Below are 11197 nucleotides of genomic sequence, written 5' to 3' on the forward strand. Positions count from 1 at the left end.
CATTTATCCGGAGTGCGGGCGATGCGCGGTTTGCTGATTGTGGCGAGTATGTTGGCGGTGACGGGCTGTGCGAAGCCCGAGAAGAATGCGCGCTACATGGCCGGCCATTTCCGCGCCCAGGCCGACCTGAAGATGGCCGACGGCACCGATGTCGGCAAGGCGATCGCCGAGGAAGTGGACGGCGCGATCCGGGTGATGGTCGAGGTGCACGGCATGACCAAGGGCGTGCACGGCACCCATGTCCACACCGTCGGCAAGTGCGAAGGCCCGGACTTCGCCAGCGCCGGCGGCCATTGGAACCCGACCGGCCACCAGCACGGCAAGGACAACCCCGCCGGCCCGCATGCCGGCGACATGCCCAACCTCTCGGTGGGCGATGACGGCCGCGACCGCACGATCTTCACGCTGCCGGGCGGCACCTATGCAGGGCTGCTCGACCAGGACGGCGCCGCGCTGGTCGTCCATGCCAATGCCGACGACTACAAGACTGACCCCTCGGGCAATTCGGGCGGGCGCATCGCCTGCGGCGTCTTCCACGCGATGTGATCGCGCGGACGGGGGGAGGTAAGGTGACGTCGGTCCTGTTCGTGTGCCTGGGCAATATCTGTCGCTCGCCGCTCGCCGAGGGCGCGCTGCGGGCGGCGGCGGAAAAGGCCGGGCTGGATATCGAAGTGGATTCGGCGGGGACCGGCGGCTGGCATGCCGGCGACTCGCCCGACCGCCGGGCACAGGCGGCGGCGCGCCGGCACGGCACCGACATTTCCGGGCTACGCGCCCGCCAGGTGCGGCCCGAGGACTTCCGCCGCTTCGATTTCGTCTTCGCGCTCGACCGGCAGAATTTGCGCGACCTCCAGGCGATCGCGCCGGCGGATGCGAGCGCAGAGCTGGGCCTGCTGATGGACCAGGTCGCGGGACGCGAGGGCAGCTCGGTCGCCGATCCCTATTATGGCGAGGACCGGGACTTCGACGTGACCTGGGCCGATGTCAGTGCCGCGGCGGAGGCGCTGGTGGCGCGGCTCGGGCGCGCCCGATAGTGCCCAAATTGCGGCATGCGCGACAGACCCCTGAGCCGGAAGCTCATGAGACTAGGATCAAGCTGGCTACCTACCGACTGCCACGGATTATTTCTCGTGGCCGTTCCCTTCAACGTTCGTGTCAATGGCGGTTACGGAAGACGAGTCGCTCGCGTGGATGCCGGTGCCTCGATTGTTCCTGATATTTCCGCCGATAATAATGCTGTTCGCATTACCTTCAAACGTCATCCCATTTCCGCCATTGCCTTCTGCGACACAGCCAACAGAGATGTAATCTACGTTTCCGCTGATCCGCGTGGAGCTGGGAGTGCCTGATTTCCTGCCGTCATATTTGGCCCACATATCTCCCAATATGGATTTCCAATTCAAGTAAACTGGACCCTGTTTATTTTCGTCCATTGCCCTCTACCCTTAACCCGTGCGTTTCGATCTGCGCTCGATCGGTAGCGTGGACTCCGGCCCGACTATTTTTTGTGGAGGTGCCACCGAAAACGGTAATCCTTGCATCTCCACTAGCTGAATAGCCGTACCCGTCAGCTGCAGAGGAGCTTTCGATAGGTATGTTCTCGATTTCTATTTTCCCCGCGGTATCGGGAACAGGGCGGGTTCGAAGCCATATTGCCAGCCAAGCTAAGACTACAAGCGCCGCAGGCACCGCCCATATAGGTTGGCTTAGCGCATTTAAAATTGGGCCGCGCTGCGCATCAGTTATGAATGCACCGATCACGCCAAGTACGGCGAGGACCGCGGCGGCAAGCCATCCAAGGACTTTGTGGGTGCGCGCTCGCATAGACGCCTCCGAAGTGATGTCGAATGAGATTATCAGAACGAATTGATCCTTGTTCAAGCCTGGGGCGGCGAGATGTCCACACGTATATCAGAAGCGCTTGATCACTAGGGCTAGGATGCTTTGCAGTCAGTCTTCGCCAAAGCGCGACCATCTGAACCCTTTCGTCATCCCGACGAAAGTCGGGATCTCGTGCGGCTCCTGTCCCGCGCTGCTGCCTGAGATCCCGACTTTCGTCGGGATGACGGGGGAGGACGGGATGACGGATTGGGAGGCTCAGCCCGCTTGACTTGCGCCGCAAAGACCCGGAATTGCGGGCGCATGGGGGCGGCGGTCTCCCCATGAGGCGTCAGCCAAAGTATCGCGTCCAACTCCAGAAGCGGACGCAATGGCGTGCATCTTCCCCGATATCTCCTTGCCCTGACCCTGTTGCCGGCACCTGCGCTCGCGCAGGATCTCGACGTATCGGGCACCGTCCGCATCCGCTACGAAGCGATCGAGAACCAGCCGCGTGCCGGCTTCAATCGCGACGACGACCTGGTCAATCTGCGCACCACGCTGCTGGCCAAATATGACAGCGGCCCCGTGATCCTGGCGGCCGAGCTCTGGGACAGCCGGGTTTATGGCGGCGATGCGGGGACGCCGGTGACGACCGGGGAAACGAATACGCTCGAGCTGGTGCAGGCCTATGCCTCGGGCGCGGTTTCGCTCGGGCGCGGATCGAAGGTCGTGATCCGGGGCGGGCGCTTCCTGCTGAACATCGGCTCGCGCCGGCTGGTCGCCGCCGACGATTATCGCAACACCACCAACGGCTATACCGGGCTCGACGCCGAGATCAGCGCCAAAGGTGGCGTGACGGCGAGCCTGATCTACGTCCTGCCGCAACAGCGCCGGCCTGACGATGCTGCGTCGCTGCGGCACAACGCCGTCGCCCCCGATCGCGAAGGCTTCGACCTGGTGCTGTGGGGCGGCACGGTGGCCAAGGCCCGCGCGCTCGGTCCCGTGCTGCTCGAGGGCAGCTTCTACCATCTGGGCGAACGCGACATGCCGGGCCGGCCGACGCGCGACCGTTCGCTCAATACCTATGGCGGGCGCGTGCTGCGCGATTCCGCTCCGGGGAAGCTCGATGCCGAGGTCGAGGCATTCTACCAGTCGGGGCGGATCAGCGCCTCGACCGCGGCGAATGCGGCGACGCTTCCGGTGTCCGCCTGGTTCGTCCATGGCGATGCGGGATATACCTTCCCCACCGGCTGGCGTCCGCGGATCGCCGTCGAATATGACCGCGCCAGCGGCGACCGCCCCGGCAACCGCTATGGACGCTTCGACACGCTGTTCGGGATGCGCCGCGCCGATCTCGCGCCGTCGGGCCTCTACAATGCGGTCGGCCGCGCCAACATCTCCTCCGCGGGGATGCGCGTGGAGGTGACGCCGTCGAAGCGGCTCGACGGCCTTGTCAGCTATCATGCGCTCTGGCTGGCCGAACCGAGGGACGGCTTCTCCACCACCGGCGTCCGCGACGCGACCGGCCGGTCCGGGCGTTTCGCGGGGCATCAATGGGACGCAAGGCTGCGCTGGTGGGTGCGGCCTGCCGCGCTGCGCTTCGAGGCGGATGCGGTGGTGCTTGCCAAGGGGCGGTTCCTGGAAGAGGCGCCCAATGCCAATCGCGGCGGCACCACCCTGTACGGCTCGCTGAACCTGACCGCGAGCTTCTAGCCGGCGGTTCCCGCGTCAGCCGCCGAGCGCGCTCAGCCCGCTCGCCATGCCGGGGAGCCACATCTGGGTGGCGAACTGCCAGGTGGCGAGGAGGATGAAGGCGCTGGCCGCCAGCAGCGCCGCCACTGCGCCGATGCGCAGCGCAGGCGCGGCATCGGCGCGGCGGGCGCGGATGAATGCCTCGGCGACGGCGAGGTTGGGCAGATAGAAGGCGAAGTCCATCACCAGGTCGAAGCCGCCGCGGAAATCGGAGGTATGGCCCGCCGTGCCGAACAGCAGGAACCAGAAGCCATATTCCATCCGGTAGAGCCAGGAGCCGATCGCCAGCGCGAACAGCCGGATCGCCCAGGCGCGGTGGACTTCGATCCGGCGGGCGCGGCCATTGGTGAAGGCGAGCGCGGCGCACAGCACCATCAGTGCGCCATAGAGGCCGAAGCCGATGTCCATGGCCGGGCCGCCCACCGTGCCCTTGGCCAGGATGAAGCCGAGCCCGCCCAGCCCGGCGATCGCGGCGGCGAGGACGTAGAGCCGGCCGAGCCAGCGGTGGAGCGCGGGGATGCGGTTGCGGATCGCCGCGATCAGCTGGATGGGCCCGAGCAGCAGCAGGATGCCGCCGGTGACGAAATGCGCCCCGATCGCGATGGTGGCGAAGGGCGTCGCGGCCTCGTGCAGGCGGGGCAGGTTCTCGTTCCAGCGATCGGGCGCGCCGCCCGCCAGGGTGCCGCCATAGAAAGCGAGGATATAGGCGCCGAACAGCGCGGCACTCAGCCAGCTCGCCGCGACGAGCAGGATCGCCGCGCCCCGCAGCGCCGCCTCGAGCGTGCCGCGGGGTGCCCGTTCCGGGATGGCATCCGCCAGTGTCGCCATGCCGCGCCTCCGTCCTGGTCTCTGCCCCGCCCTGTATCGCGCCGGGGCGGCGGGGGACACTGTAAATGGTGCTAGCCTGCCGTTCCAAACCCTTGCCCGCGAGCGCTTTCGCTGTCTTTTCCTGCTTGGCTTTCGCTGTATAAACCATGCCGGGCGGGGGCCTATGGGGAGCATGGATGGGCAATGCCGACACCGCCTGGCCCGGCCATGGCGGCGAAACCGGGGAGATGCTGCGCGCGCCGGGCTTTGCGGTGCCGGAGCTGGGGCCGATCACGGGCTGGCCGCGCGAGCTGCGCGTCGCGCTCGACCTGATGCTTGCCTCGCCGCAACGGGCCTTCGTCACCTGGGGGCCGGACTATCTCTTCTTCTACAACGACCTGATCCTCGACGCCTATCGCGACGAGAACAAGCGCATCTTCGGCCGCTCCTATCGCCATAGCTGGCCCAAGGTGTGGGAGGATGTCGGCGCGATCTTCGAACGGGCCTATGCCGGCGAGCCGGTGCTGCGGCCCGGGCTGCACGTGCAGAGCGTGCGCGGCAGCGGCGAGAAGATCGACATCCGCGTCGACCTGGCGATGACGCCGATCCGCGGCGAGGACGGCAGCGTGCTCGGCATCTTCGGCACCAGCGCCGACCGCACCGAGCATTACGATACCCAGCAGCGCGAGCACGCTGCGATCGAGGCGCTGGAGGAGAAAAGGCGCACGCTGGAGGTGGTCAACCAGGCGGGCGCGGCGATCACCGGCGAGCGCGACAGCGCGCGGGTGGCGCAGACCGCGGTGGACGCGGGCGTGGCGCTGATCGGGGCGAAGTTCGGCGCCTTCTTCTACAACAGCACCGACGAGACCGAGGGCGAGCGCTACATGCTCTACGCCCTGGCCGGGGCGCCGCGATCGGCCTTCGACAAGTTCCCGATGCCGCGGATCACCCGGCTGTTCGAGCCGACCTTTGCCGGCACCGGGATCATCCGCGTCGACGACATCACGGTCGATCCGCGCTATGGCCAGAGCGGGCCGTTCCTGGGCATGCCCGAAGGGCATCTGCCGGTGCGCTCCTATCTCGCCGTGCCGGTGCGGACGCCTTCGGGCAACGTGATCGGCGGGCTGCTCTACGGCCATCCCGAGCCGGGCCGGTTCGGCGCGGCGGCGGAGGCCAGCCTGGTGAGCCTGGCGGGGCAGGCGGCGCTGGCGATGGACAATGCCCGGCTGTTCGAGACGGTGGAGCGCGAGCTGGTGCGGCGCTCTCAGGCCGAGGAGGAGCTGCGCGTGCTCAACGAGCGGCTCGAGGCGCGGGTCGCCGAGGCGGTGGCGGAGCGCGAGGCAGCGTTCGCGGCGCTCCACCAGGCGCAGAAGATGGAGACGATCGGCAAGCTGACCGGCGGCGTGGCGCACGACTTCAACAATCTGCTCCAGGTGATCTCGGGCAATCTCCAGCTGCTCGCCCGCGACGTGCAGGGCAGCGACAAGGCCGAGCGGCGGGTGGCGAACGCGCTGGCCGGAGTGCAGCGCGGATCGAAGCTGGCCAGCCAGCTGCTCGCCTTCGGCCGGCGCCAGCCGCTCGAGCCGCGGGTGCTCAATGTCGGCAAGTTCCTGGGCGGGATGGACGACATGCTGCGCCGGGCGCTGGGCGAGGCGATCGGGATCGAGGTGATCACCTCCGGAGGCCTGTGGAACTGCCAGGTCGATCCGGCCCAGCTCGAGAATGCGATCCTCAACCTGGCGATCAACGCGCGCGACGCGATGCAGGGGACGGGCAAGCTGACGATCGAGGCGGCCAATGCCTCGCTCGACGACGATTACACCCGCGGGCTCGCGGACGTGCCGGCGGGGCAATATGTCATGCTGGCGGTGACCGACACCGGCAGCGGCATCGATCCCGGGCTGATCGAGCAGGTGTTCGAGCCCTTCTTCTCGACCAAGCCCGAGGGACAGGGATCGGGGCTGGGGCTGTCGATGGTCTATGGCTTCGTCAAGCAGTCGGGCGGGCATGTGAAGATCTATTCGGAGATCGGCCACGGCACGACGGTGAAGCTGTACCTGCCGCGCGTGCGCAAGCGCGAGGAGGTGCTGGTCGCCTCGCCCGAGACGGTGGCGATGCGCGGCGGCACCGAGACGATCCTGGTCGCCGAGGACGATCCCGACGTGCAGGCGACGGTGGTCGAGCTGCTCGGCGAGCTCGGCTATACGGTGCTGCGGGCGAACGACGCGCAGAGCGCGCTGAGCGTGATCGAGAGCGGGGTGGCGATCGACCTGCTGTTCACCGACGTGGTGATGCCGGGCACGCTGAAGAGCCCCGAGCTGGCGCGGGTGGCGCGGGCGCGGCTGCCGGAGCTGCGGGTGCTGTTCACCTCGGGCTATACCGAGAACGCGATCGTCCATGACGGGCGGCTCGACGCCGGGGTGGAGCTGCTGTCCAAGCCGTACACGCGCGAGCAGCTGGCGCGGAAGGTGCGCGCGGTGCTGGAGGCGAAGCGGCGGTAGTTCGGGCGGGGCGTCAGCCGTCCAGCCGGTACCGCTCCACCGCCTCGTAGCGCGCGCCCTCGTGGCCGAGGCTGCTCTCGAACAGGTAGAAATGGTCGAGGGTGAAGGCCGGGCTCGCCAGGCCGGCATGCGCCTCGAGGAAGCGGTCGGCGGCTTCGGCGGGGCTGTTCATCCGGGCGAGGGTGACGTGCGGGAGATAGGCGCGGCGCTCGGGCTCCTGGCCGGCGCGGACCAGCGCCTGGTCGATCTTGCGGTGGAGCCCGGAGAGTGCCTCGCGCGGGCGGATACCAGCCCAGACGGTGTGGATGCGGCCGCGCTTGTCGAAGGTGCCGACACCCTCGACCGCGATCTCGACCGGTGGCCAGTGCACCGCGGAGAGCGCGAGCGCTGCATCCTCGGCGGCGCGCTCGTCGACGTCGCCGATGAAGCGCAGGGTGATGTGGAGCTGTTCCTCGTCCTGCCAGCGCGCGCCGGGGATGCCGCCGCCGAGCGCGAGCAGCTGGGCGCGGATGGGGGCGGGAAGGCGCAGGCCGACGAACAGGCGGATCATACACAGGGACTAGCCGCCCGGGTTTCGCTTGAAAACACCCCGTATCAGGGCGATATTACACCTATCCGGCAGGTGCCGGGCAAAGGAGTTTTGAAATGGCTGAATGGTCGGATCCCCGGACGGGCGCGCCCTATAGGGCCGGCGCGGGCGCGGAAGCGCGCGACGCGGGGCTCAGGTCGTACATGCTGTCCGTGTACAACTACATGGCTTCGGGCGTGCTGCTGACGGGCATCGTCGCGCTCGTCTTCGCCAAGAGCGGCGCGATCGACGTGATGCTGACCCAGACCGCGCGCGGGCAGAGCCTCAACGCGCTCGGCTTCATCGTGATGCTGGCGCCGCTCGGCATCGTGCTGGTGATGAGCTTCGCACAGCGCAGCCTCTCCACCCCGGCGATGCAGGCGCTCTACTGGGCCTATGCCACGCTGATGGGCTTGTCGCTCTCGACGATCTTCCTCACCTATACCGATACCTCGATCGCGCAGGTGTTTTTCGCCACGGCAGCGGGCTTCGCCGGCCTGAGCCTGTGGGGCTACACCACCAAGCGCGACCTGTCGGGCCTCGGCACGTTCCTGATCATGGGCGTGGTCGGCCTGATCGTGGCCTCGATCGTCAACCTGTTCCTGAACTCGGGACCGCTGAGCCTGGCGATCAGCGCGATCGGCGTGCTGCTGTTCGCGGGCCTGACCGCCTATGACACGCAGAAGATCAAGAGCATGTATGCCTATGTCGGCGGCACCGACATGCAGGGCAAGGCCGTGGTGATGGGCGCGCTGACGCTCTACCTCGACTTCATCAACATGTTCCTGTTCCTGCTCCGTCTGTTCGGCAGCCAGCGGAACTAAGTTCCGGCAACGGAACACGAAATCACGGCCCGGCGGGGAAACTCGCCGGGCCGTTTTCTTTTGCGCCCGGGCCGCGTCGCCTGCGGGAACGGGAATCGAATTGTGTTCGTTACATCAGGGCAACGCTCAGGAGAGTGACCATGAACGCGAACCCGATCGACCCGGCGCTGGACCGCATGTCGGTGGCACCGGGACCGGATGAAGAGACCAAGCGCACGCCGGCCCAGTCGGCGGACGCAGGCACCGACGAGTCGATCGTCGAGCGGCTCTACCGCAATCCGGAAAGCAAGGAGGCACGGCTCGACCGTGCGCTCGACGAGTCGATGGACGCGTCGGACCCGCCCGCTTCGACCCAGCCGGTGCACAGCCACAGCGCCAGCGAGCTTCCCGAAAGCTCGGGCTATGACCCCAAGAAGGAAGCCAGGCTCGCCAAGGGCGGCGAGGACAAGGGCGTGGTCGGCAGGATCCTGTCGAAGATCGGCCTCGGCTAAGGCCGGCCAGTGGCGGCCTCGCCCGCAGCGTCAGGCTGGCGCGCCAACATCGTCATCTATGCGGCGCTGGCCGCAAATCTCGGGATCGCGGTCGCCAAGTTCGTGGCGGCCGCGATTTCCGGTTCTTCCTCGATGCTCACCGAGGGCGTGCACAGCCTGGTCGACACCGGCAACCAGGGCCTCCTGCTCTACGGGCAATATCGCGGCAAGCGGCCGCCCGACGCCGACCATCCCTTCGGCTATGGTCGCGAACTCTATTTCTGGGCCTTCATCGTCGCCATCCTGATCTTCGGGCTGGGTGCCGGCGTGTCGGTCTATGAAGGCTGGAAGCACATCGCCGCGCCCGAGGAATTGCGCGACCCGCTGATCAACTATGTCGTGCTCGCCATCGCCTTCGCGCTGGAGGGGACGAGCTGGTGGATCGCGATGCGCGAGTTCGCCAGGAGCAAGGGCGATCTCGGCTGGTGGCAGGCGATCAAGGAATCCAAGGACCCGTCTGGCTTCATCGTGCTGTTCGAGGATTCGGCGGCGCTGGCCGGGCTGGTCGTGGCCGGCGCGGGCGTATGGGCGAGCCATCACTGGGGCGATCCGCGCATCGACGGCTGTGCCTCGATCGTGATCGGGGTGATCCTGGCCGGCGTGGCGATGCTGCTCGCCCGCGAAGCCAAGGGGCTGCTGATCGGCGAGCGGGCCAACCCGGACATGATCGCGGCGATCCGCACGCTGCTCGAGGCCGAGCCGTGCATCACCCATGTCAACCATGTCCGCACCATCCACACCGCGCCCGACCGGGTGTTCGTCGCGGTGAGCGCGGACTTTGCCGACGCGCTGCCGATGGGCGAGGCGGAGACGCTGATCGAGCGGCTCGAGCACCGGCTGAAGGCGCAGGAGCCCAAGCTCAGCTCGATCTATATCCGGCCTGAGAAGCGCGAGGATGCGGTGGACGCGGTTGCGATGGGGTGAATTTCTGGCTTCAGACGTGCTCCCCTCCCTGAAAGGGAGGGGTCGGGGGTGGGTTGCGAGCGCAGCGAGCCCAGCCAACCGTGACGTTGAATAGAGAAAAGGCCGGGCATCGAGCCCGACCTTTTCTAACCCACCCTAGCCCCTCCCTTGCAGGGAGGGGAAGTTTCTAAATCCGCCCGCAATCGCTGGAGGGCCGTTCGCCGGCAAAGCGCGCGTCGAGCCAGTCGAGCGTGACGGCGGCGCTGCCGCGGGTGACGCCGGCATGGCCGCCCGAGGGCAGCGCGACATAGCGCAGTGGCGCGCCGGTGCGGCAGCGCTGGACGGCGAAGCTGCGGGTGACGGCGGGGGCGACCACCGTGTCGTCGCTGGCCTGGGCGATCAGCAGCGGGCCGGGCACGGCGCGCGGGAGGACGCTGTTGGCGCGGGCGATGCCGGCCCAGGGCTCGATCCGGCCCATGTCCGTGCTGCGCAGCGCATTGCGGATCGAGAGGATGCCGAGGATCGTGCCGATCCGCGGGTTCTTGCCGAGTTCGACGCAATTGTTGCGTGCCAGCCGCGTGGCGACGCCGGCATTGGTCTTGTTGAACAGGCTGGAGAGCGGATGATCGAAATGCTCCGACCAGCTATAGGCGGCATAGGCGGCGAGCATCGCGCGGACATTGAGGTCGCTGCCCGAACGGAGATTGGCCGGGAGGTCGGTGGGCGGCGCGGCGGCGGCGGTGCCGACCAGGCGGAGTTCGGGCGCGTAGCGGGCGGCTTCGGTAGCGGTCCACAGCGCGGCATGGCCGCCCTGAGATTCGCCCCAGACCGCGAAGTCGCGGCCGGCACCGGCCTCGGGCAGGGAACGGGCGGCGCGGACCGCGTCGAGCACCGAGCGTGCGGTGTCGGTCCCGACCAGATAGGGATGCGGCATCGGCGAGCCGAGGCCGGGATAGTCCGGCGCGACGACGAGATAGCCGCGGGCGAGCATGTCGGTAAGGGCGGGCGTCGCGCTCCAGAAGTTCGCGCTCAGAGACGGTGCGCAGCGCTCTACCACGCCCCAGGTGCCATGCGCCCAGGCGATCACCCGGCGGGGCGCGGGCGCGCGATCACGCGGGGCGACGACCATGCCGGTGACCCGGATCGCCCGGCCGCGCGCGTCGCTGGTCCAATAGGCGATGCGCCAGGACCGGCTCGCCTCGGGACCGCCGGGCACGGGATCGGCGGAGATCAGCGTGCCGGGGCTCTGGGCCAGCGCGGTGGCGGGCAGGGCGACGAGGAACAGGATCGCGGACAAGAGGATGCGCAGCATGTCGGGCCTCCTTTGGTCGCAGCGTTATCTCAGATTGGCCGGACGCCCTCAACCTGCAAGCTCCCGATCCATCGCTTGCGGAACGATCTATTTCCAGGCGCGGGCGCAGCGCGCGCTATCTCCTGCGTCGGTAGCATGCTATGACCAAGCCATCGCGAGCAGTTCCGACATGTAGGCGC

At 67.8% G+C, this 11197-nt stretch carries 11 protein-coding genes; 7 read left to right on the forward strand and 4 right to left on the reverse strand.

Annotated elements, in window-relative coordinates; all coding sequences use genetic code 11:
• Window positions 1-48: 48 nt before the first annotated feature.
• Together ACEN8G_RS00105 and ACEN8G_RS00110 are read left to right on the forward strand one after the other, a co-directional pair.
• The gene (locus tag ACEN8G_RS00105) at window positions 49-546 is read left to right on the forward strand and encodes a superoxide dismutase family protein (RefSeq protein WP_413417397.1); all 498 of its coding nucleotides are present in this window, start codon (window positions 49-51) and stop codon (window positions 544-546) included.
• A gap of 23 nt (window positions 547-569) precedes the next feature.
• Window positions 570-1034, forward strand: coding sequence for a low molecular weight protein-tyrosine-phosphatase (locus tag ACEN8G_RS00110; RefSeq protein WP_413417393.1), 465 nt, complete (start codon window positions 570-572; stop codon window positions 1032-1034).
• Window positions 1035-1121: 87 nt separating this feature from the next.
• Here the strand turns inward: ACEN8G_RS00110 and ACEN8G_RS00115 are convergent, their stop codons facing one another.
• Complete coding sequence (locus tag ACEN8G_RS00115) at window positions 1122-1433, reverse strand: hypothetical protein (protein ID WP_413740704.1); 312 nt, start codon at window positions 1431-1433, stop codon at window positions 1122-1124.
• 817 nt (window positions 1434-2250) lie between these two features.
• Here ACEN8G_RS00115 and ACEN8G_RS00120 point away from each other — a divergent pair.
• Complete coding sequence (locus ACEN8G_RS00120; RefSeq protein ID WP_413417391.1) at window positions 2251-3534, forward strand: alginate export family protein; 1284 nt, start codon at window positions 2251-2253, stop codon at window positions 3532-3534.
• Between the two features lie 15 nt (window positions 3535-3549).
• On the opposite strand, the gene ACEN8G_RS00125 is transcribed toward ACEN8G_RS00120, so the two are convergent.
• Window positions 3550-4401: a DUF2306 domain-containing protein gene (locus tag ACEN8G_RS00125; protein WP_413417389.1), complete on the reverse strand. Its 852-nt coding sequence runs from the start codon at window positions 4399-4401 to the stop codon at window positions 3550-3552.
• Between the two features lie 176 nt (window positions 4402-4577).
• Here ACEN8G_RS00125 and ACEN8G_RS00130 point away from each other — a divergent pair, with 176 nt between their 5' ends.
• Complete coding sequence (locus ACEN8G_RS00130) at window positions 4578-6881, forward strand: ATP-binding protein (RefSeq protein ID WP_413417387.1); 2304 nt, start codon at window positions 4578-4580, stop codon at window positions 6879-6881.
• Between the two features lie 13 nt (window positions 6882-6894).
• Here ACEN8G_RS00130 and thpR read toward each other — a convergent pair whose 3' ends face one another.
• A complete protein-coding gene (gene thpR, locus ACEN8G_RS00135) occupies window positions 6895-7431 on the reverse strand; it encodes an RNA 2',3'-cyclic phosphodiesterase (RefSeq protein WP_413417385.1) in 537 nt (178 codons plus the stop codon).
• Window positions 7432-7526: 95 nt separating this feature from the next.
• On the opposite strand from thpR, the gene ACEN8G_RS00140 reads away from it, so the two are divergent.
• The 3 genes from ACEN8G_RS00140 to ACEN8G_RS00150 all read left to right on the forward strand — a co-directional run bounded on the left by ACEN8G_RS00140 (window position 7527) and on the right by ACEN8G_RS00150 (window position 9727).
• Window positions 7527-8273 (forward strand): Bax inhibitor-1 family protein, encoded by a 747-nt coding sequence (locus ACEN8G_RS00140; RefSeq protein ID WP_413417383.1) that lies wholly within the window; start codon window positions 7527-7529, stop codon window positions 8271-8273.
• Between the two features lie 140 nt (window positions 8274-8413).
• Complete coding sequence (locus ACEN8G_RS00145) at window positions 8414-8764, forward strand: hypothetical protein (RefSeq protein ID WP_413417381.1); 351 nt, start codon at window positions 8414-8416, stop codon at window positions 8762-8764.
• A gap of 9 nt (window positions 8765-8773) precedes the next feature.
• Complete coding sequence (locus ACEN8G_RS00150) at window positions 8774-9727, forward strand: cation diffusion facilitator family transporter (RefSeq protein ID WP_413417379.1); 954 nt, start codon at window positions 8774-8776, stop codon at window positions 9725-9727.
• A gap of 166 nt (window positions 9728-9893) precedes the next feature.
• Here the strand turns inward: ACEN8G_RS00150 and ACEN8G_RS00155 are convergent, their stop codons facing one another.
• Complete coding sequence (locus tag ACEN8G_RS00155; RefSeq protein ID WP_413417377.1) at window positions 9894-11018, reverse strand: alpha/beta fold hydrolase; 1125 nt, start codon at window positions 11016-11018, stop codon at window positions 9894-9896.
• Between the last annotated feature and the right edge of the window lie 179 nt (window positions 11019-11197).

Origin of the sequence: Sphingomonas sp. Sphisp66 (assembly GCF_047324325.1) — a bacterium.
Taxonomy (GTDB): domain Bacteria; phylum Pseudomonadota; class Alphaproteobacteria; order Sphingomonadales; family Sphingomonadaceae; genus Sphingomonas.

Coding starts and splice junctions, on each gene's coding strand:
- ACEN8G_RS00130 (WP_413417387.1), top strand. CDS start 4,578: ATGGGCAATGCCGACACCGCCTGGCCCGGCCATGGCGGCGAAACCGGG.
- ACEN8G_RS00140 (WP_413417383.1), top strand. CDS start 7,527: ATGGCTGAATGGTCGGATCCCCGGACGGGCGCGCCCTATAGGGCCGGC.
- ACEN8G_RS00115 (WP_413740704.1), bottom strand. CDS start 1,433: ATGGACGAAAATAAACAGGGTCCAGTTTACTTGAATTGGAAATCCATA.
- thpR (WP_413417385.1), bottom strand. CDS start 7,431: ATGATCCGCCTGTTCGTCGGCCTGCGCCTTCCCGCCCCCATCCGCGCC.
- ACEN8G_RS00105 (WP_413417397.1), top strand. CDS start 49: ATGTTGGCGGTGACGGGCTGTGCGAAGCCCGAGAAGAATGCGCGCTAC.
- ACEN8G_RS00125 (WP_413417389.1), bottom strand. CDS start 4,401: ATGGCGACACTGGCGGATGCCATCCCGGAACGGGCACCCCGCGGCACG.
- ACEN8G_RS00155 (WP_413417377.1), bottom strand. CDS start 11,018: ATGCTGCGCATCCTCTTGTCCGCGATCCTGTTCCTCGTCGCCCTGCCC.
- ACEN8G_RS00145 (WP_413417381.1), top strand. CDS start 8,414: ATGAACGCGAACCCGATCGACCCGGCGCTGGACCGCATGTCGGTGGCA.